This window comes from Edaphobacter sp. 4G125 (assembly GCF_014274685.1).
Classification (GTDB): Bacteria; Acidobacteriota; Terriglobia; order Terriglobales; family Acidobacteriaceae; genus Edaphobacter.
This window is the reverse complement of sequence record NZ_CP060393.1, coordinates 3,449,203-3,471,923: the sequence shown is the minus strand read 5'-3', so window position 1 is coordinate 3,471,923 and position 22,721 is coordinate 3,449,203. Positions and strand designations below refer to the sequence as shown.

The following is a 22,721-nucleotide window of genomic DNA, read 5'->3' as shown; positions in this document are numbered from 1 at the left end:
GCTACGCAGGGGCAGGGCGAGTGAATATAATCGAGGTACTTCTGATTGAGACTTGTTGTGCCCGTCGATACGATGGCGGTTGCGGCGAAAGCATGGAGCCGGATGCAGGGCAATCCAGATTTTATGAAGCAGGCGATTGAGCTTGCGACGGAGAATGTGACCTCAGGACGCGGAGGGCCGTTTGGCGCGGTGATTGTGCGCGACGGCCAGGTGATTGCGACGGGTGTGAACCAGGTTACGGCTGTCAACGATCCTACGGCGCATGCCGAGGTGGTTGCGATTCGCAATGCGTGTCGGGAGTTGAAGGGTTTTTCGCTTCAGGGATGCGTCATTTATACAAGCTGTGAGCCGTGTCCGATGTGCCTGGCAGCGATCTACTGGGCGCGAATGGAGAGAGTCTATTACAGCGGAACTGCGGCGGATGCAGCGTCAGCCGGGTTCGATGATGCGTTTTTGTATGCAGAGATGAAGAAGAGCATTGGGGAGCGAACCGTACCAGAAGAACAGATGCTTGCGGAGCGTGGGAATGAAAGCTTCGATGCATGGCGAAGGTTTACTCCGCGCGTGGAGTATTGAGTTGCCACGCGGTATTTGATTGTTAGAGAAGCAGATTTCTCCACTCCGCGGCTGTGTGCCGCTCCGGTAGAAATGACAATGGTTATGAGTGGGTTGAGGAAAGCGGGAGGATGATGGCGACAAAGAAGAAGCAGGCGACAGGGAAGAAAAACAGCGGTGTAGTGAAGGTTGCTCTGTTGGGTTTTGGTACGGTGGGCAGCTCCGTGGCGAAGGTTCTGGCCGAGTCGAAGTTTCCGGGAATTGTGCTGACCCATGTGTATAACCGCAGCGTGGCGCGCAAGCGGGAATCCGCGGCGGCGAAGTATGTTCCCGTGACAGCAAAGTGGACGGAGAACATCGACGACGTTCTGAAGTCGGATGTGGATGTTGTGGTTGAATTGATGGGCGGCTTGAATCCGGTGGAGGGATGGCTGAAAAAGGCACTTTCCGCAGGGAAGCATGTTGTGACGGCCAACAAGCAACTAATCGCGTATCGCGGAGTAGCCTTGCAGAAGATCGCAGCTCAACATGGAGTGCAGCTGGTCTATGGTGCAGCCGTGGCCGGTGGTGTCCCGGTGATTCCAGGGATTTTGCAGGGTTTGAGCGGCGACCGTGTGGCGCGGCTGAGCGGAATTGTGAATGGGACCTGCAACTACATCCTGAGCCGGATGGAGACAGGTGCTGAGTATGCGACGGTGTTGAAGGACGCCCAGCAGCTTGGATATGCCGAGGCAAATCCTTCGGCCGATGTGGATGGTTATGATGCGCGGGCAAAGCTGTGCATTCTGTCGAGGATCGCGCTCCATGCGGAGCTGAATCCGGATGAGGTGGCGACGCAGACGATCTCGACGGTCGAGGCGATCGATTTTGTGTATGCGAAGGAGCTGAACTGCACGATCCGGCAGGTCTCTCGTGCGCAGGTGGATGGCACGGTGGTTCATGCGCGGGTCGCCCCGATGCTGATTCCGCTGAGTTCGCCGATGGCGTGGTCGCATGGTACGCAGAACATGGTGGTGACGAGCGGGAGCTATGGTGGCGATGTTGTGTTCTCCGGACACGGTGCGGGTGGTGAGCCGACGGCTGTCGCAGTGGTCTCGGACCTGCTGGCGGTTGCGCAGGGGGCGAAGGCTGTCGAGCTTCCGGTGCGTAAGCGGCAGGTGACGGGCGAGTTTCTGGCTCCGCATTACCTGCGATTCGTGGTGGATGACAAACCGGGGATTGTGTCGTCGATTGCCGGGGCACTGGCGAAGGTGGGAGCGAACATTGATTCGTTGCTGCAGAAGCCGGGCTTTCCGAAGCACAGGCTTCCGTTCGTAGTGACGACAGAGCCTTGTCTAACGAGCGTGATCGAGAAAGCAATGGGAGCGATCTCGAAGCTGGATTGCATGTTGGAGAAGCCGCTGACGCTTCAAATCCTGGTGCCAGAGGACAAATCGGAGTAGAAGACAGCCTGGTGATTGAGTCGATGGAGGATGTTAAATCTCCATCGACCCGGGGCGTTCTGTTCCTGAGGTATCCAGATAGGGCAGATGTCGGTAGAATTCCGGACTTAGTATATTTTTGCGATATCCCGGTACGGAGGAAGAGCCTTGGCGAGCGGAGAAGAGATGGAGTGGGAGCTTCGGCGCAGTCTGGTTCGGTTTGGACGGATGCTTTATCGGCTCGGCTTTATGCCGGGAACCTCGGGCAATCTTTCGGTAAGGTTGGATGAGGAACGGATTCTTGCGACGCCGACCGGGAGAAGTAAGTTTCTTCTTCGCTCAGAAGACATGGTGATCGTCGATCTAGACGGACGACAGCTTGCGGGCACAAGAAAGGTGACAAGCGAGATTGGGATGCACCTTGCGATTTACAGGCTGCGACCGGATGCAGATGCGGTAATCCACTCGCATCCTCCGATTGCGACGGGATTCGCGTGCTCGGGGCGCCCGCTGGATGAGCCGCTGTGTTCTGAGGCGATTATGACGCTGGGTGTGGTGCCATTGGCTCCTTATGCCACGACGGGAACCCATGGACTTGTGGAGAGCCTGGAGCCACTGATTCCACATCACTCTGCAATTCTGCTGGCGAATCATGGGGCCGTAACGTGTGGGAACGATTTGCTGGATGCATTTTTGAAGATGGAGACGGTGGAGCACTTTGCGCATATCTGTCTGGTCGCACATCAGCTTGGTTCTGTGCGTCTGCTCGAGGGACATGCGATCGACCAATTGCACGAGGCGAGAGCGAGATATCTGGCCGGCGCACATCAGGGTGGAAGAATGGTCCGGCAGATGGTTGCGGGATAGGTTTTATGTCATTCTGAAGTCTCAGCCCTGAGGTGAGAGGGGCTGCGACAGCTCATTTTTCAACGATTTTCGAGATCGCTGAGATGGAATCGACATCGATTGCATCTCAGGATTTCTGTTTTTATTTCAGGAGTTTCATGGATCGACGACATTTTCTTCGTACTGCAAACCTTGCCGCAATCTCTGCCGCTGTTTCTGGATGTGCGAGGAAGACCTCTACGGTTTTTAATCCAGCGCTGAACCAGGCTGCTTTGGCTCCAGTGAATCTGCCGGAGAGTGCGTGTCATATTCCTCCGGTGCGGGTTGCAGAAGATCGTGTGATTCGTACCGTGGTGGGGTTGCGGCCATATAGACCTTCCGGATTTCGTGTAGAGCGGGAGCAGGTAGGCGACACCGTCGTCGTGCATAACTATGGGCATGGCGGAGGAGGCATTACGCTGAGTTGGGGAACGGCGAAGCTGGCGACAGATCTTGGACTGAAAGGGCATACCGGGCCAGTTGCGGTGCTTGGTTGCGGCGTAGTGGGGCTGACGACGGCGAGGATGGTGCAGGATGCCGGATTTTCGGTAACGATCTACACGAAGGCGATGCCGCCGGACACGACTTCAAACATTGCGGGAGGGCAGTGGTATCCCGCAACCGTTTATGAGGATTCAGACAAGGTGAGCGCGAGTTTCACCGATCAGTTTCTGACGGCGGCAAAGTACGCGTATGAGCGGTATCAAATTACGACAGACCCGCGGTATGGGGTGCGGTGGATGAGAAATTATTCGATCTCTCGGACCCCGATTGCCGACAGGCGAACCGAAGGTAGGCCGAGGATTGTGAGCGGACTCGATTCTTTGCTGCCGGAGCGACGGCTACTGAGGCAGGAAGAGAATCCGTTTCGGATTGGATATGCTTCGCAGTACGACGGGATGATTATGGAACCGCCGATGTTGTTGAATGCGCTAATCACGGATTTCAGGATTGCGGGCGGCAAGGTGTTGGGGCGCGAGCTGAAGTCACCGGCTGAGGTGCAGACATTGCCGGAGAAGCTGGTCTTCAACTGCACGGGGTTGGGAGCGAAGGCATTGTTCGATGATCAGGAGTTGACTCCAATTCGAGGTCAGCTGACGTTTTTGCTGCCGCAGCCGGAGGTGACCTATGCCGCGATGTTCGAGGATGCGTATATGTTCTCGCGTCACGACGGCATCCTGCTGGGTGGAACGCATGAAGAAGGGAACTGGTCGCTGGAGGTGGATCAGGCTACGGTGAAGGCGAAGCTGGCCAAGCACGCTGAGTTGTTCAACTCGATGAAGGCGTGTTGAGAGATTCTTGCCGGGAACGATAAAAGACCGGACTCAAGGTCCGGTCTCTCACTTTGAAGCGGTTGAGACTTAGTACTTCGGCAAGCTAGGGTCGATCTTCTCGGCCCAGGCGAGGATGCCTCCGGTAAGGTTGGAGACATTGGTGAAGCCAGCAGCCTTGAGAGCGAGCGCTGCCTTCTGGCTGCGGGCGCCCGAGCGGCAGTGAACGATGACCTCATCGTTTTTATGTGCAGCGAGCTCACCCAGACGCGACTCAATCGTGCCGAGCGGAATGAGCGGAGCCCCAAGGTTAGCAATCTGGTACTCGTGCGGCTCACGGACGTCGAGGACGAAGATGTTCTCTTTGGCATCGAGCTTCTTCTTGAGAGTTTCGACGGAGACCTGTGGGATGCCATCGACAACGGCAGCATCGGCAACCGCCTTATCGCGGGCCACTTCGAGCGGGCCGACGGAGGTGGGCTTCTCGATGCCGCAGAACTGATCGTAGTCAATCAGTTCTTTGATCTCATGTGTGCCGCAGGCGGGGCAATTAGGGTTCTTGCGCAGCTTGAGGGTGCGGAAGTTCATGCCCAGGGCATCGACCAGCAACAGACGGCCAACCAGTGGGTCACCGAGACCGAGGATCAGCTTGATGGCCTCGGTAGCCTGGATGACACCGAGCAGACCGGGAAGGATTCCAAGCACGCCGCCCTCAGCGCAGGAGGGAACAAGGCCAGGAGGTGGCGGTTCCGGATAGAGGCAGCGGTAGCACGGCCCTTCTTCCGTAGCGAAGACCGAGGCCTGGCCTTCGAAGCGATAGATGGAAGCGTAGGCGTTGGGCTTGCCGGTGAGGACGCAGGCGTCGTTGACGAGATAACGCGTCTGGAAATTGTCGGTTCCATCGGCAATGACGTCGTAGTCTTTGAAGATCTCAAGAGCGTTCGCCGAGGTGAGCATCGTATTGTGCTTGACGATGTTGACGTTCTTATTCAGCCCCTTGAGCATCTGCTCGGCAGAGTCGACCTTGAGCATTCCGACGGTGGACTGGGAGTGAATGATTTGACGTTGCAGGTTACTCTCGTCGACGACGTCGAAGTCGATGAGTCCAATGGTGCCGACGCCTGCCGCGGCGAGATAGAGGGCCATTGGTGCGCCGAGACCACCGGTTCCCACGCAGAGGACCTTCGCGGCCTTGAGCTTACGCTGGCCGTCCATGCCGACCTCGGGCAGGATGAGGTGGCGGGAGTAGCGGGCGATCTCTTCATTGGTGAGCTTCGGGAGCTCTACGGTTTCTTCGATGGCTGTTGGCATTCTGGTTTCCTTCAGGGTGTTGCTTAATTCTAGATGCTTTTCGCGATGGAAGGGCGCAAGGCCTTCGCGGATGCCAAAGTTATTGTCGTTCGGAGCGATAAAGACAAGTCTGCATCCTGTAAAAACACAGGGATTCTTCGCCTACGGCTCAGAATGACGACTTAGTTGTTCGGGATGGAACTAGAGGAGGGGACAACAGCTACAACAAAGGGAGTTTTTGCGGTCAGTTCCGCCAGCGATGGAGGGGATGATGGTAAGTTCGTCGGTCGAGGCAACGGAAGTGGATTCTTTTTCAGGAAGATAACGGAGATCTTCGTCGTTGAGGTAGACGTTAACGAAGGAGCGGAGCTTGCCCTCATTGCTGAAGAGTTGCTGCTTGAGATCAGGATATTGGCTGGTGAGATTGGTGAAGACCTCGGCGACGGTGGTGCCGGGGACTGCGACTGTCTCAGCTCCGCCGGTGTATGTCCTGAGCGGGGTTGGGATGTGAATGTTCATGCCTAACCTTTCTGTGAATTGGATTGCGATGCTGCAACATCGATCTCAATCGCTTGATCAAGAAACTTTTTGTCTTCCTCGCTGGTTCCGGTAAGGAGGAAGGAATTAGTAATGGCCGCCTTGCCTTTTTCGACGGCGGTAATGACATAAGAACAGCCGATCCAGTGAGCTTCTGCGAAGTCTGTCGGAGACCACTGAGCAGGATGGTCGGGGTGCGAGTGGTAGAAGCCGACGATGTCGAGACCGAGATTGCGGGCCTGACGCTGGATTTTGACGAGCTCCTGTGGGGCGATGTTGTAGCGATTATGAGCGGAGTCGGTGCGAGTGTTTCCAGCACGCACAATCTGGCTGACGGTATTTCCCTCAGGAGTCGATTTGCCGAGCATGACACCGCAGCACTCGTGCGGGTAGGTCTCTTCGCCGTGGGCGCGCAGGGCTTCGTAGTCGGTATAGGTAATCTGCAACATAGTCGTTCTAATCCTGTTCCTGCCAGAATCGGTCGCTCATGTACTTCTCGGAGCTGTCGGGGAGAATGGTGACGATAACGGCCTCGCGTCCGGCCTGAGCTTCCTGCTCGGCGACCTGGACGGCGGCGGCAACGGCAGCCCCGGCGGAGATACCGACGAGCAGGCCGTGACTGCGGCCGAGGGTACGGCACATGCGATAGGCGATCTCGGTGTCCATGTCGATGTTGAAATCGGCGAGGTGTGAATCATAGATGGGCGGCACGATGGCGGTAGCCATGTGCTTGAGCCCTTCAAGGCCATTGAAGGCTGAATCGGGCTGCATGGAGATGCAGCGGATGGATGGATTCAGCTCCTTGAGGCGGCGAGTGGTGCCCATAAAGGTGCCGGAGGTGCCAAGGCCTGCGACAAAATGCGTAATCTGACCATCGGTTTGCTGCCAGATCTCATTGGCGGTGGTGCGATAGTGGGCGCGCCAGTTCTCGTCGTTGGAGTATTGGTCGGCGTAGTAATAGCGGCCGGGGTCTGCGGCGGCCAGCTCACGGGCCTTGCGGATGGCTCCATCGGAGCCGTCGGCGGGATTGGTCCAGACGACGTTTGCGCCATAAGCGGAGAGATACTTTTTGCGCTCAGGCGAGACATTGGAGGGCATGCAGAGCGTGACCGGGAAGCCGAGGGCCGCGCCGAGCATGGCATAGGCGATTCCGGTGTTTCCGCTGGTGGCGTCGAGCAGGCCCTTGCCATTTCCGATCAGACTGCGCTGCAGAGCATCCGTGACGATGGCAGAAGCTGCGCGGTCTTTGACGGAGCCGCCGGGGTTGGCCCACTCGGCCTTCCCAAGGATCTGGATTCCGGAGGCAGATTCCCCGAGATGCGCGGTGAGGCCATCGAGACGGATCAGCGGCGTATTGCCGATGCGTTCGAGGATGGTCGAGCCGAGCATTTTGACGGTGGTAATCATGTTCTCCCGGTTTGTTGCGGTTGGACGGATTGAAGCGCGCCAACGGATATGCGACAGTTAAGTTGAGTCTAACGTATGGCACTAATCGCGAAAAAGTCCCAGAAGCGCAGCTTCAACGATGTTCTTCCTCTACTTGGTAGTCAACGATTTGATGTGGCACCGGCGCAAGACGGTGCAAAGAGGGCGCCGAACGCTATCCAAGTAAGGAAGTATGGGTGCGCCGCAGAGATTGCGGCGGCTCCGGATGGCACGCCAGAGATCCTTTCACGGCCCGGAATCCTGCTGAATGGCGAGATTGCGCGGTTGTTGGATCGTGGATACCAGAAGTTCTTCAAGACGAGCAAGCTGGAGGTTCCTGCGACGGCGGACCACCTGCGTTCATTGCACGAGTTCAGCGAAGAGCTGAAAGAGGCGATCGGTTCTCCGAACCTCTATAACGAATCGCTGGGAACAACCAGTGACGTGTATATGTACGACAGGGTGAAGGGGCGGGAGTAGGGCGGTAAGGTTGCTCTTTAATCCTTGCCAATATGGGCGAAATGCGGGAATTCTCCGCTTCGGCCCGCGGGTCTTCGGTCGTAATGATACCTCTGGGAGAAGTCAGCGCAGGCGGTTTTGCTCGCGTTGAAGCTCCCGGTAAGCTTCGCTTTTGCCGATGCCGCGTTCGCGAGCAATTCGTTTGAGCGCGTCTTTTTCCGACAGAGATTCCGATTGCATCAGGGCCGCAACCTCTTCAGCGATGCTGCGGGTTAGGAGTCCAGTTGATTGGGCGGCAATGGGAGAGAGGAGAAGGACGATTTCTCCACGGACCGAGGCTCGCGATCCAAGCTGGGAGCGCAGATCTGCGACGGTGCCGCGGAGGAATTCTTCGTGAAGCTTGGTGACTTCACGCGCGATAACGACAGGTTGAGCGGGTCCGAAGGTGGATTCAATATCGGCAAGCGTGTCTAGGATGCGATGAGGAGCTTCGTAGAAGATGTGGGTGCCGGCTTGCTGAAGTGCCGACTCGCTGGCCTGCTTTCTGAAAGCTTCAAGTGCGGTCCGGCGTTGGCCTTCTTTGGCCGGAAGAAAGCCATGAAAAGTGAAGTGTTCGGTTGCTAATCCGCTAGCGATAAGAGCATTGATGGCGGCGTTGGCTCCGGGGATCGGGAAGATGGGGATTCCAGCGGAGATGGCTGCGGTGACGAGCTCGTGGCCAGGATCGGCGATGCCTGGAGTTCCAGCGTCGGACACGACGGCGATGCTGGCTCCGTCTTTGAGCTGCTCTACCAGTTCCACAGAACGTTGACCTTCGTTGTGCAGGTGATAGCTGACGGTCGGAGTTGTGATCGCGAAGTGGTTGAGGAGTTTTTGGGTTTGGCGGGTGTCTTCACAGGCGATGCGATCGACGGAGCGAAGGATACGCAACGCGCGAAGGGTGATGTCCTCGAGATTGCCGATAGGAGTTGCGACCAGGTAGAGGCCGGGGGCGAGAGGCGGGTTCTGATCGGAAATAGATTTCATCGCACTGCTTTGTAACCGCAGATCCTTCGACTCGCGGTTTCACCGCTTCGCTCAGGATGACACTGTTTGTTCGTATGGCAGCTGAAAATTATGGCCCCCGTGTTTTATTCCTGCTGGCCTTGTTGACGAAGCCGTCGCCGGGCATTGAGGAGGCCGATGGAATGTGCCAGATTCTGGGGCGTAATGATTCCGACGATGCGGTTGCCATCAAGAACGGGAACCAGTTGGGCGCCCTGGCCTGTCATGATGCGGCGCAGGGTTTTCACAAGGGAATCATCGGGCTGGGCGGTCTGGAAGGAGCGGGTCATCACTCCCTGAATGTAGCCATTCCCTTCGGCTTGCAATGCTTCGACGATGCTCTGGCGCGAGACAGCGCCGACGAGATTGCTGCCGCGTACGACGGGGAAGACATCCTGCAGGGTATGTACGGAGCGTTGTAATGCTTCTTCCAGCGTGTCGGACGCCGAGAGCATGCTGAAGTCCGTAAGCATGATGTCGCGCATAAGAACGGGATCGGTTTCGGAGGCGAGAAGAAGGTTGGAGTCGTCCATGTGTGCGCCGATGAAGACGAAGCCGCCGATCATGATGAGCCACATATTCGGCAGAATGCAGCCGGCAATGGCGAGGAGAATTCCAATGATCTGACCAAGACCGGCTGCAGCGCGGGTTCCCTTGAGAACGCCGTGAGTGCGGGTAAACTCGCCACGGAAGATCCTTCCTCCATCGAGTGGCGCAGCTGGAAGAAGATTGACGACTGCGAGCAGAATGTTGAGCCAGACCGAGCCCCGAAGGAGATGAGCTGGGGTCAACCAAGGTTTTTCCATGAGATTGATCTCAGGAGAGACGGTCAAGATGACAGCGCCGAGAAAGAGTCCGAAGAACAGATTGGTGAGCGGGCCAACGAGACCGAGCCGTTTTCCGATCTCTGGGGTGGCAGCAAGATCTGTTGCTTCCGGAGTGGCATAGTGCTGGAGACCTCCAGTGGGCAGCAGAAGGATGCTTCGAAGCTCGAGGTTGTACCAGGCAGCGGCGAGGGCGCGAGCGATCTCACGAACAATGATGGCAAGCAGCAGCAGGAGCCAGAGTGCAAAGCCACGAACGCCGGTTGATCCAGAGACAGAGGAGTAGCTTATGGAGAGACCGAGCAGCAGAAGGAAGAACGTGTGAATACGGATCTCCACACCGAAGATTCTGCCGATCGAAAAGGACCATGAGCGCATGCTTATCATTGTATGCGTGCGCTTGTGCAAGGAGGGGAATGCGCGTTATTGCAGGTAAATTTCGGTCGCGGACACTGAATGCGCCGAAGGGGATGAAGACCAGGCCCACCAGCGACCGGTTACGGGAGACGCTGTTCAATGTGCTTGCTCCGCGCATCGAGGGAGCGCGGTTTGTCGATCTATATGCAGGCTCAGGTGCGGTGGGAATCGAGGCAATCAGCCGTGGAGCAGAGTTCTGCTGGTTTGCTGAAAGTACGCCAGCAGCGCTGCGAGCGATTCGCGAGAATGTAGCCGATCTAAAGATCAGTAGCGGATTTCGTGTGGAAGAGGGTGGAGCGAAAGCAGCATTGGAAGGGCTTGTACGGCGTAGCGAGAAGGCCGACCTGGTATTTCTTGATCCTCCTTATGAAGCTGAGGAGGAGTATGAGCGCACGCTTGCGTTTTTGGGCTCACGAGGCTTGGGATTATTGGCCGAGGATGCAAGGGTGATTGCGGAGCACCGAAGTAAGGTGGACCTGGCGGAGGGCTATGGCGCACTGGAGCGCGTGCGGGTACTGAAACAGGGAGATGCTGCTCTCAGTTTTTATGCGGTACGACGGGAGATTCCCTGAATATTTTTAGCTCGGGGGGAAGCTGCCGCCTTCATGTCTTCCGGTGAGGAGATCGATGGTGAAGGGAACATCCCTGTCGGTGAGCATATTCCATCCGGTCCCGCGGAGGGTATTTCCTTCGACTCCTAAGAGCCGTATGCCTTCCCAGCTCAAGCGTGAGGTGTGCCATGCTTCACCGTTCGTTCCCCAGGCATAGATTGTGTGGAAGCCAGTAAAGATGAGTAGGTTCTGTGAGGGAAGGGGAAGGGCTTCGACGACTGGCTTTAATGGAATGTGTGTGGAGCGTTCCGGGTGGAGCGTATCGATGATGTAGGCATAGCCTCCTGCGACGGCACATAGCTCGTTGGGATTTGGGCAAGAGAAGAGGCCAGTGGGCATCGAACGATCGGTGAAGCCGAGAGCACAGGTCGCGAGGAACTGGCCTCCTGTAGCTGGCTGAATCATGAGCTGAAGTGCGCCGCGGGCCAGCGCGTCCTCTTCTCCGGCAATCTGGCGGGGGTAGGTGTATTGGCGTGCCGGCGCAATGAGAGGCGAAGAGGTGAGAACCTCAGCAGTCCAGGAGTGCGGAAAGATGTTTTTCATTTCGATTTATCGGGTTGCGGCGAGAGCCTGCGCGATGTCTTCAAGGAGATCGTCGATGTCTTCGCAGCCTGCGCTGAGACGGATGAAGCCTTCGGCGATCTGGTCGCCCCCCCAACGTGCACGGCGCTCGGCCGATGAGGTGATGCCACCAAAGCTGGTGGCATCGGTTAAGAGCTTCGAATGCGCCAGGAAAGATTCGGCGGCGGCCTTGTCATGCAGGATGAAGCTGAGGACCGGTCCAAAGTAGCTCATCTGCTTTTTGGCAATAGCATGGCCGGGGTGAGAGGGAAGGCCGGGATAAAGGACCTGTTCAACCTCGGAGCGTGTTGAAAGGAACTCGGCAATGCGCTGTGCGTTCTGACAGGCGCGTTCGAGTCGCAGCGGAAGCGTCGCGATCGACCGTAGCGCGAGCCAGGCCTCCATGGGGCCGAGAATGCCTCCCGTGAGGGTGCGCCACTGGTCGATCTTCTGGCGCAGCTCGAGATCGCGAACGGCAACGTGCCCGAGGAGGATGTCGCTGTGGCCAGTCATTGCCTTGGTATCGGAGGCGACAGAGAAGTCCGCGCCGAGAGCGAGAGGACGTTGTCCAAGTGGTGTCGGAGTGGTGTTGTCGACAGCAACGAGGACTCCGGCGCGGTGCGCAGCTTCGCAGAGCGCGGCGATGTCACAGATCTCCATGGTGGGATTGCTGGGAGTCTCGATCCAGAGCAGCTTTGCTCCTTGGAGATGCTCGCCTTGCGCGTTGTTCGCAGTGGGAGCAAGGCGGATCTGGATCCCCATTTCGGCGAAGTACTGCTGCGCAAGGACGCGGGCGGCGTAGTAAGCGTTGGAGGGAAGTACGACGATGTCGCCGGGGCGAAGGATAGCTCCAAAGACGGCGGTGCAGGCGGCCATGCCGGAGGCGAAGACGAGAGCAGAGGCGCGATAATCCTCGCTGGATTCCATCTGGCCGATGGCTTTTTCCAGGTGCGTCCAGGTGGGATTGTGAGAACGGGCGTAGGTGTACGGGATAGATGAGGGGTCGCCCGGAGCGTGATAAGGAGCGGCAAAGACCGGGCCGGAGTGAAGCGGCTCACCGGCGACGGAACGGGTGAGAGTCGAACGGATGATCTTTGTTGCTTCGTGCATGGATTGATTGTACGAAGTTGTCAGCGCGAGAAGTGTTGCCAGCCGGCAGGCTTAAGCCCGGATGTGGTTCCATCGGGAAAGTTAAGGGTGATCCGAGGTCTTCCAGGACGAGAAGGATGAAGTGTCCCGATCTGTGTGATGGGGACTCCGGCAATCCGCCGTGGGACGCGCTTATTGGCAGGGGCGGCGAACAGGAGCTCGTAGTCTTCACCGCCGTTAAGCGCGGCATGGAGGGCGTCCTCATGTGAGAGTTTTTGCGTGAGAGGGTGCAGAGGGATGGAAGAGACTTCGATTTCTGCGCGGAGTTTTGAGGACTCGCAGAGATGGGTAAGGTCGGTCGAGAGCCCATCGCTGAGATCAATGGCTGCCGATGCAAGATTTCGCTGAAGAAGTGCCGCACCTACTGCGAGTCGTGGCTGAGGGAAGAGATGTGGATGATCCTGCGTCGCCGTGTTGATGCGGGAACGACGATTCTTTTTCAGCAGTGCAGTAAGCTCAGCATGGGCACCCCCAAGTGCGCCGGTGACGTAGAGAACATCTCCTGTATGCGCACCAGAGCGGCGAAGGGCACGGCCGCGAGGCGCAGAGCCGACGAGGATGATGTCGGCAAGGATGAGGTCTGCGGGAGATTCCGAGGTGTCTCCTCCAGCGAGAGGAGTATGGTGTTCCTGCGCAAGGGCATGGAGTCCGGAGAAGAATTCCTTGATCCAATGCTGGCCTTTACGGGTTCGGAGCAAGAGGGCAGGAAGGGCCAGGGAGAGAAAGGCAGCCAGAGGCGTGGCTCCCATAGCGGCGAGATCGCTGAGGCCACGAGCCAGACAGCGGTGGCCTACGGAGAACGGTGGATGGAGATTGCGACGAAAGTGCCGGTTTTCGATGGTGAAGTCTGTAGTGACGAGAATCTCATGTCCAGTGGGGGGACGAAGGATGGCACAGTCATCTCCTATGCCAAGGGCGAGATTTTTATGTCGAGAATCTTTATGAGAAAAGGTACGGCGAATCTGCTCGATCAGGTCGAGCTCTCCACGTATCGAAAATTTTTGGCGGACCATCTCTGAATGAGAATACCTCGCCGCCATGAAGAGCGAATATATGGTGAAAGCGCAAAATATTGCAAGTAGCGGTGGCTATATGGGTATTTGGTTGCATGGGGTCTGACCGTTTGTTACCCTCGAAAAAGCTCAAGAGAGTCTTGCCGTTTCGAAATGGCGATTGCCGAATTTCATTTCCCATCAGGGATTTGTGTTTACCAACTCTCCGCGCCGTGAAAGACGGCTAAATTGTGGGCTTGAGTTTTGGGTTGAAGCTTAAAAAACGTCACTACATCATGTTCGTGAGCCGTGATGAGGATGGGAGCCTGAATAAGGTTCCAGTGCCTCTGCACTATGCCTACTTGTTTGTAGCGGCGGCGGTGATCGGGTTATTTACGATTACCGGTCTGGCAGGCTCCTATTCGCGAATGTTGATCAAGACAGCGCGCTTCAACCAGTTGCGCCAGGACCACAATACTCTGCAGAAAGACTATGTCCATCTTGAAGAAGAGGCGCGTCAGAAGGACATTCAGGCGGCTTCGTTGGGCTCGCTGGCGAATGAGATCTCTGCGCTCTATGGCCTGACGGCGAGCAAGCTGGCGATTCCAATGGGGCGGATGACAGGCAAATCCGGGAAAGGAAATGCCGCAGCGGTCGCGGAGACCGTTGCTAATACTCCTTTGACTGAGACGGCCAGTCTGACGAACGAGGGCTATTACAAATCTCTGGATGCGTTTTATTCGCTTCGCAACCAGGCGATGAGCGGCTCTGCGATGCGAGCCCTCGGGATGACTCGTCCGGGTTATGGGATGGGAACGTTTGGCAGTTTTTCTGCTCTGGATGCGAATGCCGCTGCGTTTGTACCAACGTTGTGGCCGGTGATGGGGCCTATTACGAGCAGCTTTGGGCAGCGTGAAGATCCAATCCTGGGTAACGGTGAAGGGGAGTTTCATAAGGGGCTTGATATCTCAGCACCGAACGGAACGCCGATTCGTGTGACGGGCGACGGTGTCGTGAAGACCGCCCAGATGGAAAACGGATATGGCCGCGCCGTGGTGATCGATCACGGTCATGGCGTGGAGACACTGTATGGGCATATGTCGGGTTTTGCGGTGATGCCTGGCCAGACGGTGACTCGCGGCGAGGTGATCGGCTATGTCGGGCATAGTGGTCGCGTTACCGGATCGCATCTCCACTACGAGGTCCGGATTCGCAATACTCCGGTGAATCCGCATAAGTATCTCCGAGTGACATTGGCGGAGCTCGGAAATGAGACTCCAGCGGCAACCGGGGGATCGGTTTCGACTGCTCCTGCAAAGGCGGCAGGACTCGACCGCTAAAATGAAAATTATGAGATGACAAAAGAAGAGAGGGAGATCCCTCTCTTCTTTTCTTTTGTGGACAGAAGCGTCGGGACTACTCTTCATGGGCAAGGTTCTGACCTTGAGGGCCTACCTGGATCTCGGCAGATTTCCCATTACGTCGGATTGTTCCTTCGTAAGCGACAAGCTGTCCCTTTTTAGAAAGCGATTCAACCTTCTCGATGGTCGCTCCGGATGCTTTCTTTCTGAGCCCTGTTTGTACATTTGTGGGAAGCGAGTCAAAGGCTTCCTCTTCTTCAATCTCGGCAATCTTGCCGTCTGAAGTGAAGAGAATGTCACGCGTGTGGCCGTTGGTTACGGTCTCGACCTCATAGAAAATTTTGCCGTGTTCACGTTCTTCTGCAAAGCCCTTGACCGTGGCATCTTTTGTTTCTGTTTGGACGGCTTTTTCAACCACAGGCGGCAGCGCAGAGCGTCCGATTTTTTTCTCCTGCGCGAAGGTGGGAAGAGTCAGGGCGAGAATCAATGCTGCGATGGGGTAACAGCGAGTTGTCATATGGATCTCCTTTTCGCCTTTTATGAGGCGGAAGAAGAATGACAGGGAAGGCTTAATAACGACTGAAGAAGCGATTAAGGTTGCCTAAAGGTTGTCCGTAATGATTTTGTTCGTAACAGCATGAGCTTATGGGTAAAAACCGATTAGAGTGAAAGCTCGGGAGAAACTTGGCAATTCATTTTGGAATCGCGATTTGTCCGATCGAAGGCGGGCATCTTTGCACGAGAGGATAGAAATGTATGTTTCGGCATTGGCTGCGTAGTTTGCTGGTTGTGGGATTGGTTGGGGCGGCGACATTGAGCGGAGATGCTCAAGGGAAACCGATTGTTGGAGAGAACACCGACTACACCAGCTCCTTGAACAAGGCGGACCGCGTGGAGTGGTTCCGTGACCAGGGATTCGGTCTTTTTATTCACTGGAGTGTCGACAGCCAGCTTGGGGTTACGATCAGCCATTCGTTGGTCGGGGCCTCTCCGGATTACACAGAACGATTTTTCAATGATCTGCCAAAGACATTTGATCCGATAGGGTTCGATCCGCAGGAATGGGCACGGCTGGCCCGTCTGGCGGGAGTGAAATACGTCGTCTTTACAGCGAAGCATCACTCCGGCTTTGGAATGTATGCAACGGCTACGACCCCGTTCAACGTGATGAATACACCTTTCCATCGCGATATTACGGCAGAGGTTCTAAAGGCATTTCGTGAGCAAGGGATTGCGCCGGGACTGTATTTTTCGCCGGATGATTTTTATTGGCTGCATAAGAACGGCAAGGTAATTCAGCGTGGAGTGGAAGATGTCCAGCCGAGCCATAATCCCGGCCTGCTGCAGTACGACAGTGCGCAGCTTCGCGAGCTGTTGACGCAGTATGGCCCTGTGGACGTGATCTTTTTTGATGGAGAAGCAACAAGTCTGCGACAGTTGGCGTGGAAGCTGCAACCAGAGATTGTGGTGACGCGTGGAGCGATGAGAACGCCTGAGCAGACGATTCCTGGGCAGGCATTCGACGAACCGTGGGAATCGTGCATCACGATGGGAGATGCATGGCAGTATCAGCCGCAGAATGATCATCTGAAATCGGGACATGAACTGATCCGCCTGTTGGTCGAGACACGCGCCAAGGGGGGCAACCTGTTGTTGAATGTGGGGCCGAAGCCGAACGGTGAATTAGCGATTGAGCAAGAAGAGCGTTTGCGCGAGTTTGCTTTATGGATGTTCGTGAATTCGGAGGCGATCTATGGAGTGCGGCCCTGGATCCTGACGAATGAAGGCGATGTCTGGTTTACGAAGAAGAAGGATTCGAGTGCGTTGTATGCGATTGTCGATCCAGCGACGCCCTGGAAGCTGGGCCAGTGGCAGGAGCTGGTGCTGCATTCGGTAAAGGCGACTGCCAAGACCGAAATTAGTGTCTTGGGAGCCAATGGCGAAGTGCTGGAGTATGCACCGGGAGTTACGCCGAAGACAACTTTCCACATGGAGAACGATGGATTGCATATCCGCACGATGCGATCGCAACGGTTGCAGGACAACAAAAAGTGGCCGAATCCTATGGTGGTGAAGATGACCAATGTGGAGCCTGCTCTGGTTCCGCCACGAGTCCAGACCGGGGCTTATCGATGGGATGCAAGTTCGGGCAGCTATCGTCTGGAGGGTGACCTGTTGGATATGGGAGGCGAGAAATCAGTCCAGGTGGGGTTTGAGTATCGCCCGATCGATGGAGAAGATATTCATGCCCGTACCGCCGCATGGATTGCAGTCCCAAGCCAAACTGTGACTCAAACGGGCAAGTTTTCAGCGGAGCTAGAAGGTCTGCCGGTATCGGGACATTACGAGTTTCGAGCGGTGGTTCGGCATCCCTTGCTGACCCTGTACGGAGTTGAAAAGACCCTGCGGAAGTCACAGTAGATCTCCATATAGGGAAGAAATGACCATGCATCTTTTGTGTAGTTTGCGATGTTCGGGCGGGGCCACTATAGTTTAGTGCGGGTATTCTGAGGTTTACGCCCTGTGCCGTCAGTGCGGCCCCCTCCCCCGGTTTTTGGGCTCTCTGGTAAAAAAAGATGCGGAACAAGGTTATGGCTGCAACGTCGGCCACTTTTCGATGGGATGAGAAGGAGAGAGAGGGTTCGATCTCTTTATCCGAGGTGATCTCGGCGCTCTCGTTTGCCGTGGAGCTGACGGATGGCACAGTGAGCGGACACGCTCTTCGCAGTTGTCTGTTGGGAATGCGGATCGCCGAAGAAGCCGGGATCAGCGCAGAAGAGAGAAGCAGTCTGTACTATGCCCTGCTGCTCAAGGACATCGGTAACGAGGAAATGGTCGGCCTTCGCTGCGATCGTGGAGGCAACATCGTCAGCAAACTGGGGATGGGGGATCATGCGGCCGAGGCGGTGCGCAACCTTGAAGAGCACTGGGATGGTTCAGGGTATCCGAACCATATCCGAGGAGCGGCTATCCCTCGACTTGCCAGGATTGCCGCTATTGCTCAGCACCTAGATATGTTTTCCATCGGACGGAATCCGGAGATCGCGATCGAAACGTTGGGTGAGTGGAGCGGGAGCTGGTTTGATCCTGATCTGGTGAAGGTAGCGCTTTCTCTGGATCGTGAGGACAAGCTGTGGACGAACTGTCGCGCGACGGACAGTCACGAGCAGACCCGGCAGGCGGTTCTTGATCTTGATCCCCGCAGGAGCCAGCCATTGGACGAGGAACAGATCGACCGGGTGTGCGAAGCTTTTGCCGAGGTTGTGGATGCCAAGTCAAATTTCACGTTTCGTCATTCGATGGGAGTAGCAGAGCTTGCACGAGGGATTGCTCAAAATCTTGGACTGGCTCCGGACAGAGTTCGGCTAGTGTGGCGCGCGGCTTTGCTGCATGATCTGGGGAAACTGAGTATCTCGAACAAGATTCTGGACAAACGGACGAAGCTGACGGTGGCCGAATGGAAGGTCATACGGAGACATCCAGGATTGACAAGAAAGATTCTTGAGCAGATTGGGCCATTTCGCGAGATTGCGATCGTTGCAGGAGAACATCACGAGAAGCTGGACGGGAGCGGTTACCCGAATCATCTTACGGCTTGCGATCTTTCCATTGAATCGCGAATCATTGCCGTCGCAGATGTTTATGGAGCGCTCTCTGAGGACAGGCCCTATCGCGAAGGTCTGAGTTATGGAGAGATTCTGCCGATCCTGAATTCGCTTTCCGGACCGAAGCTGGATCGGGAGTGCATCCAGGCACTGCTTGTTTACCTGCGAGATTATCGCCCACAGGATATCGATCCTGAAGTGGATGCAGACGGGCAGCTTTCGCGTTACTGCGCATAATGCTCTATCGAGAGCTAACCCAACTTCATCGTTTTTGTTCGCGCTTTACTTCAGATCTGGTTGCGTAGCCGGCGTGGTGTCCTGTTGAGAGGCAGTAGCAGAACGGGTGAATGTCTGCAACAGGTCCAGCGGGATCGTCGCTGTCAGGACGGCACGCTCTTTATGCGGCTCCACTTTAATGGAGCCGACCATCTGGGCGAGAACAGTGTCTTCCTGGTTATGTGTCTGCATCTGTTGAAGTGATTGAAAAAGGCCGAGCAGTGTCGAAAGCTTCTGCGCAGTTTGCGCGGCTTCGGCTTCGCTGGAAGCGATGTCTTCGATACGAAGTTGTACCGCTGCTGCATAACGGAGGCTGGCGACAAAGAGATTATCCGCCGAGAGTGGAAGCTGCAAACCGAGGACACTGATGGAGCCTGCTTCGGAGAAGGGAAGTCCAAGCCGTCCAACTCCCCAGGCGCTGGCGAACATGGGGACATCGCGATAGAGCGCCGAGAGCATCGTTGGACCGGAGAAGAGTGACACAGAGCGACTGTGATCCAGGATGGAATGGATCTGCTCTGCGGTGGGCATATTGGATGCAGCAAGAGAGTTGCTGCTGAGTTGTGTAATACGAAGAGGGCGGGTGATCTCGCCATCGTGGATCGTTATCGTGTAGATCGTGTGATCTGCATAGTTCTCACGAGAGATAGCGATGGATTCGAGATAGCGGGCAAGCCGGTCACTATCGAAACGCCCTTCGAAGATTTCGGAGTACCCCACAGGACCATTTGGGCCATTGGGATTGCTCATGCGATGCAGTGCGAAGGCTGCGTCATCCAGATCACGCTCTGGCACGATCCCCGTGGCATCGATGAATTGTTGGTATTCGGGAGCGCGGTTGACCGGAGTCTTGTCGAAGTTTGTTGCAAGGCGAAGAGGCTTGAGATTAACGTAAACGATCGCGTCGGCTTCAGGAAGCAGACGCGCGGCCTTCGGAGGAATCGACTTGCGTAAAGCAAGGACGATGGCTGACACAAAGATCAACGCTGCAAACGCGAACAGAGAGTATCGTACAGATTTACGCATGCTGAGATTGGGTGAAATAGCGATCGCCACCTGTCTGTTTCTACTCTGTATATCGCGGAACGGCAAATAGGTTCTATTCAGTGATTGCGAAGGTGTAAATCTTTCCGCCGTTGGTGACATTGCCGGTTCCTGGAGGAAGGATGCCAAACTCACCTCCGCCAACGGAGTGATCGACGGTGAATCTCCAGGTGCGAGGAGCTACTCTTTCTGGATGAAACGGAACCTCATCGCGCTGCGCTCCGCCAGTGGAGTGAAAGACACCGCCAGTGAGTGCGCGGAATTCACGATTATCGGAGTTAATGCGAAAACGGATGAAATCGTATTCCGCTATATCGACGCTCGGCGCGGCGTAGACCAGAATTTCGACGGGAGCTTGCAAGGCCAGTTTCGATTCGCGTCCGTTGAGGTGACCATTGCGGTCCTGCTTGATGATTCCGTGGGTCGCGGTGGATTTGAGCCATCCTCCAGACTTGATGTGAACGACCTCAGTTTGTAGTGGCTGCCAAGTACCATTGCGGTCTTTGTAATAGGCTCCAATGTCGTTGACTTCGGAGACAGGAGCAGGCGGTGGATCGCTGGTGGTGGATGTTCCTTCAGGGGCGATACGCTTTCTCCCCTTGTTGATCATGGCCGTGATCACGCGCTCGGAGACGCCGGAATCTTTGAGGTCTACCAGGGCATCGGCATCGGTGGTGTATTGCCCCGGTTGTGCAGAGATCGCCTGAAGAATGAGATCGTCGCTTAGTCCTGCGCTGGCCATGCGAATGATTGAGCTATTGGTGAGAGTCTTGAGAGGCGCGGGCGCGGAGGTGGTGGGGCCTTCCGTCTGCTGTGGCGGCTCGGCCGTCTGGGCGGGGCACGAGGCTCCGGCAATCAGCAGAAGAGAAAAGCTGGAAATAAGTCCGAGGCGCGTCAACATCATGCGGAATCTCTGCCTCCAGAAGAGCAGTCTTGAGAGTTGGACGATCGAAAGCGTATCACGCAATCCGATCAATTCGTCCGAATCGCATCGGGCGATCTGTCATCATAGAAGTATGGGCCTTATACAGAGACGTAAGGCAGGAGATTGATTTTGATGAAGTTGAAGTTGCCTGAAGGGGATTTCAAGGCATATCTGTTTGATTGCGATGGCACGATTGCCGATTCGATGCCGCTCCACTACATTGCCTGGAAGAGCGTACTTTCGGAGTGGAACTGTGAGTTTGCCGAGGAGCTGTTTTATCAATGGGGCGGAATGCCTGTCGTGGAGATCATCTCGACCTTGAATCAGCGCCACGGCCTGTCGATGCCGGTCCGCGATATTCAAAAAAGAAAAGAAGAGCTGTTTTACGCCAACCTGCCCTTGCTGAAGGCGGTTCCTGAGGTGCTGGAACATATCGAAGCCCGGCATGGCGATCTTCCTTTTGCAGTTGTGTCCGGTAGCACGCGGGATTCTGTGCAGGCTTCGTTGCGGGCTCTTCATCTGCTGGATCGCTTTCAGACGTTGGTCTGCGCTGGGGACTATGCTCGCAGCAAGCCGCATCCTGAGCCGTTTCTAATGGCAGCGGAGCGGCTGGGAGTTGCACCTGAGCAATGTCTGGTGTTTGAGGATACGCAGATGGGGATCGATGCAGCGACTGCCGCAGGGATGGCATCCGTGCGGGTTCCTGCTCCGTGGGAGCGTGCATCGAACGAGTTGGCAACTGCGACTGTGGGAAACGGTTAAACTCGCGGTTCTACGCCCGTTGCAGCTGCGTTGTTCACTGTGCTAAAGTTAGCTCTGCGGCGCACTCTGCGCAGGCACGACTGCGCGTCAGCCAGATGGTGCTTACAGGGGGCAAGAGAAGGCTGTTTGGGCTGGCGTAGCTCAGCTGGTAGAGCATCTGATTTGTAATCAGAGGGTCGGGGGTTCAAGTCCCTTCGCCAGCTCCAGATTTCACACGGCCGTGGAAGAGCTTGGATTTGGTTGTACTGTCTGGCCGTTCTGGCTATACGGACCTCCGGAGACTTCTTCAAGTGTAAACCTGTTCGATCCGTGGATCGAGGGGTGAGGCTTGATGAGTGAAGGTAGCCGTATTCAGAAAGTCAGGCAGAGATGTGCACAGGTGGCCGAGTGGTTAATGGCAGCAGACTGTAAATCTGCCCGTCAATGACGTACGGAGGTTCGAATCCTCCCCTGTGCACCATAGGTTTTAGGTAGTTGAAAGACAGGGGAGCGTTCGTGGACTTCAGCCCTGCCGGCAGCGGAAGAATGATGATTGCGCTGGTGGTGCTTGGAGTTCTGGCGATTCTGACCTGGCAGACGATGGAGCCAGGGAGATATCGTTCGCTGACGTGGCTCTTGTTAGGTTTTTTTGCCTTCCGTGTAACGCTTGGCTGGTTGCGCTCGCGGTAGGATTGTAGGGTTAGTTGTAAACAGGCTGATGTAGCTCAGTGGTAGAGCACTCCCTTGGTAAGGGAGAGGTCATGGGTTCAAGCCCCATCATCAGCTCCAGGGTTTGGCCTGATATATGTTTGCCAAATAGGCAAACATATATCAGGCAGTAGTGCGGGAGTAACTCAGTGGTAGAGTCACAGCCTTCCAAGCTGTTGGTCGCGGGTTCGATTCCCGTCTCCCGCTCCAGAGAGTTGAAGGTATGTTGCAGGAGAATCCGTTGAACGCGTTGAAGGAACAGCCGGTACTTCCTATCGCCGATCCCGTGGCGTTCGGTTCCGTGAAGACGGCAATCGAGTCGTCGTTTTCGACGGGTAAAGTGGCGGAGTTTTTGCGGTCGCTGGATCGCCAGGGAGTTCGTATCCGCGAGTTTGAAGACGTGCTCCGCAGGGGCCTGCTCGGAAAGAAGACGGCTGGCGATTATGCTGCTCTTTCCGCGGGAGACCAGGGGCAGCTTCGTGAGTTTTATCTGGCCAGCCTGGAGCGTGTTGCTCCGGAGCTTCGGCAGAAGTTCTTTCGGCTGTACGCGTATTACTGAGACAGTTTGAAGGTTGGATGTGAACTTGCCGGTTATTGCCGGCCAACACTATAGACGGAGA

The 22,721-nt window shown here is 56.0% G+C and carries 24 protein-coding genes and 4 tRNA genes; 16 read left to right on the top strand and 12 right to left on the bottom strand.

The annotated features are described in order from the left end of the window. Positions 1-45 precede the first annotated feature (45 nt). From H7846_RS14440 to H7846_RS14425, 4 genes are all read left to right on the top strand, one after another. A complete protein-coding gene (locus H7846_RS14440) occupies positions 46-576 on the top strand; it encodes a nucleoside deaminase (RefSeq protein WP_370561283.1) in 531 nt (176 codons plus the stop codon). A gap of 113 nt (positions 577-689) precedes the next feature. Next, positions 690-1,997, top strand: coding sequence for a homoserine dehydrogenase (locus H7846_RS14435; protein ID WP_186696407.1), 1,308 nt, complete (start codon positions 690-692; stop codon positions 1,995-1,997). 147 nt (positions 1,998-2,144) lie between these two features. Then, the gene (locus H7846_RS14430; protein WP_255460657.1) at positions 2,145-2,843 is read left to right on the top strand and encodes a class II aldolase/adducin family protein; all 699 of its coding nucleotides are present in this window, start codon (positions 2,145-2,147) and stop codon (positions 2,841-2,843) included. 83 nt (positions 2,844-2,926) lie between these two features. After that, on the top strand, positions 2,927-4,153 hold the full coding sequence (locus H7846_RS14425; RefSeq protein WP_370561282.1) for an FAD-dependent oxidoreductase: 1,227 nt from the start codon (positions 2,927-2,929) through the stop codon (positions 4,151-4,153). A 69-nt stretch (positions 4,154-4,222) separates the two neighbouring features. Here H7846_RS14425 and moeB read toward each other — a convergent pair whose 3' ends face one another. The 4 genes from moeB to H7846_RS14405 form a co-directional block, all read right to left on the bottom strand. Then, positions 4,223-5,443, bottom strand: coding sequence for a molybdopterin-synthase adenylyltransferase MoeB (gene moeB, locus H7846_RS14420; protein WP_186693006.1), 1,221 nt, complete (start codon positions 5,441-5,443; stop codon positions 4,223-4,225). Positions 5,444-5,623: 180 nt separating this feature from the next. Then, positions 5,624-5,941, bottom strand: coding sequence for a MoaD/ThiS family protein (locus H7846_RS14415; protein ID WP_186693004.1), 318 nt, complete (start codon positions 5,939-5,941; stop codon positions 5,624-5,626). Positions 5,942-5,943: 2 nt separating this feature from the next. Beyond that, entirely contained in the window at positions 5,944-6,408 is a 465-nt protein-coding gene (locus tag H7846_RS14410; protein ID WP_186693002.1) for a Mov34/MPN/PAD-1 family protein, read from the bottom strand. Between the two features lie 7 nt (positions 6,409-6,415). Next, complete coding sequence (locus H7846_RS14405) at positions 6,416-7,366, bottom strand: PLP-dependent cysteine synthase family protein (protein ID WP_186693000.1); 951 nt, start codon at positions 7,364-7,366, stop codon at positions 6,416-6,418. A 75-nt stretch (positions 7,367-7,441) separates the two neighbouring features. Here H7846_RS14405 and H7846_RS14400 point away from each other — a divergent pair, with 75 nt between their 5' ends. Then, entirely contained in the window at positions 7,442-7,864 is a 423-nt protein-coding gene (locus H7846_RS14400; protein ID WP_370561281.1) for a hypothetical protein, read from the top strand. A gap of 102 nt (positions 7,865-7,966) precedes the next feature. Here H7846_RS14400 and rsmI read toward each other — a convergent pair whose 3' ends face one another. Further along, positions 7,967-8,869: a 16S rRNA (cytidine(1402)-2'-O)-methyltransferase gene (gene rsmI, locus H7846_RS14395; RefSeq protein WP_186692998.1), complete on the bottom strand. Its 903-nt coding sequence runs from the start codon at positions 8,867-8,869 to the stop codon at positions 7,967-7,969. A 104-nt stretch (positions 8,870-8,973) separates the two neighbouring features. Then, positions 8,974-10,089, bottom strand: a complete 1,116-nt coding sequence (locus H7846_RS14390) for a CBS domain-containing protein (RefSeq protein WP_186692996.1) — start codon at positions 10,087-10,089, stop codon at positions 8,974-8,976. A gap of 38 nt (positions 10,090-10,127) precedes the next feature. On the opposite strand from H7846_RS14390, the gene rsmD reads away from it, so the two are divergent. Continuing rightward, positions 10,128-10,700 carry a 16S rRNA (guanine(966)-N(2))-methyltransferase RsmD gene (gene rsmD / locus H7846_RS14385; protein WP_186692994.1) on the top strand — a complete coding sequence of 191 codons (573 nt, stop codon included), beginning with the start codon at positions 10,128-10,130 and terminating at the stop codon, positions 10,698-10,700. Between the two features lie 6 nt (positions 10,701-10,706). Here rsmD and H7846_RS14380 read toward each other — a convergent pair whose 3' ends face one another. Genes H7846_RS14380 through thiL form a run of 3 tightly spaced genes read right to left on the bottom strand, consistent with a single transcriptional unit; the run spans position 10,707 to position 13,462 of the window. Continuing rightward, complete coding sequence (locus H7846_RS14380) at positions 10,707-11,282, bottom strand: hypothetical protein (protein ID WP_186692992.1); 576 nt, start codon at positions 11,280-11,282, stop codon at positions 10,707-10,709. A 6-nt stretch (positions 11,283-11,288) separates the two neighbouring features. Then, positions 11,289-12,410 carry a cystathionine gamma-lyase gene (locus H7846_RS14375; protein WP_186692990.1) on the bottom strand — a complete coding sequence of 374 codons (1,122 nt, stop codon included), beginning with the start codon at positions 12,408-12,410 and terminating at the stop codon, positions 11,289-11,291. Positions 12,411-12,430: 20 nt separating this feature from the next. Further along, on the bottom strand, positions 12,431-13,462 hold the full coding sequence (gene thiL / locus H7846_RS14370; RefSeq protein ID WP_186692988.1) for a thiamine-phosphate kinase: 1,032 nt from the start codon (positions 13,460-13,462) through the stop codon (positions 12,431-12,433). Positions 13,463-13,710: 248 nt separating this feature from the next. Between thiL and H7846_RS14365 the strand changes: the two genes are divergently transcribed. Then, positions 13,711-14,781 carry a M23 family metallopeptidase gene (locus H7846_RS14365; protein ID WP_255460656.1) on the top strand — a complete coding sequence of 357 codons (1,071 nt, stop codon included), beginning with the start codon at positions 13,711-13,713 and terminating at the stop codon, positions 14,779-14,781. Between the two features lie 76 nt (positions 14,782-14,857). Here the strand turns inward: H7846_RS14365 and H7846_RS14360 are convergent, their stop codons facing one another. Beyond that, entirely contained in the window at positions 14,858-15,319 is a 462-nt protein-coding gene (locus H7846_RS14360; protein WP_186692987.1) for a hypothetical protein, read from the bottom strand. A 239-nt stretch (positions 15,320-15,558) separates the two neighbouring features. Between H7846_RS14360 and H7846_RS14355 the strand changes: the two genes are divergently transcribed. Together H7846_RS14355 and H7846_RS14350 are read left to right on the top strand one after the other, a co-directional pair. Then, on the top strand, positions 15,559-17,223 hold the full coding sequence (locus H7846_RS14355; RefSeq protein WP_186692985.1) for an alpha-L-fucosidase: 1,665 nt from the start codon (positions 15,559-15,561) through the stop codon (positions 17,221-17,223). Positions 17,224-17,393: 170 nt separating this feature from the next. Beyond that, positions 17,394-18,644 (top strand): HD-GYP domain-containing protein, encoded by a 1,251-nt coding sequence (locus tag H7846_RS14350; RefSeq protein ID WP_186692983.1) that lies wholly within the window; start codon positions 17,394-17,396, stop codon positions 18,642-18,644. Between the two features lie 45 nt (positions 18,645-18,689). Here the strand turns inward: H7846_RS14350 and H7846_RS14345 are convergent, their stop codons facing one another. Then, entirely contained in the window at positions 18,690-19,739 is a 1,050-nt protein-coding gene (locus H7846_RS14345; RefSeq protein WP_186692981.1) for a hypothetical protein, read from the bottom strand. 43 nt (positions 19,740-19,782) lie between these two features. Next, on the bottom strand, positions 19,783-20,631 hold the full coding sequence (locus H7846_RS14340) for a hypothetical protein (protein ID WP_186692979.1): 849 nt from the start codon (positions 20,629-20,631) through the stop codon (positions 19,783-19,785). A gap of 153 nt (positions 20,632-20,784) precedes the next feature. On the opposite strand from H7846_RS14340, the gene H7846_RS14335 reads away from it, so the two are divergent. The 7 genes from H7846_RS14335 to H7846_RS14305 all read left to right on the top strand — a co-directional run bounded on the left by H7846_RS14335 (position 20,785) and on the right by H7846_RS14305 (position 22,660). Continuing rightward, positions 20,785-21,414: an HAD family hydrolase gene (locus H7846_RS14335; RefSeq protein ID WP_186692977.1), complete on the top strand. Its 630-nt coding sequence runs from the start codon at positions 20,785-20,787 to the stop codon at positions 21,412-21,414. A gap of 130 nt (positions 21,415-21,544) precedes the next feature. Next, a tRNA-Thr gene (locus H7846_RS14330) sits at positions 21,545-21,620 on the top strand. A 167-nt stretch (positions 21,621-21,787) separates the two neighbouring features. Then, positions 21,788-21,874 (top strand) — tRNA-Tyr (locus H7846_RS14325). 35 nt (positions 21,875-21,909) lie between these two features. After that, entirely contained in the window at positions 21,910-22,083 is a 174-nt protein-coding gene (locus H7846_RS14320) for a hypothetical protein (protein ID WP_186696482.1), read from the top strand. A 24-nt stretch (positions 22,084-22,107) separates the two neighbouring features. After that, a tRNA-Thr gene (locus H7846_RS14315) sits at positions 22,108-22,182 on the top strand. A 54-nt stretch (positions 22,183-22,236) separates the two neighbouring features. Next, positions 22,237-22,311 (top strand) — tRNA-Gly (locus H7846_RS14310). A 31-nt stretch (positions 22,312-22,342) separates the two neighbouring features. Next, positions 22,343-22,660 carry a hypothetical protein gene (locus H7846_RS14305; protein WP_186692976.1) on the top strand — a complete coding sequence of 106 codons (318 nt, stop codon included), beginning with the start codon at positions 22,343-22,345 and terminating at the stop codon, positions 22,658-22,660. The last annotated feature ends 61 nt before the right edge of the window (positions 22,661-22,721 follow it).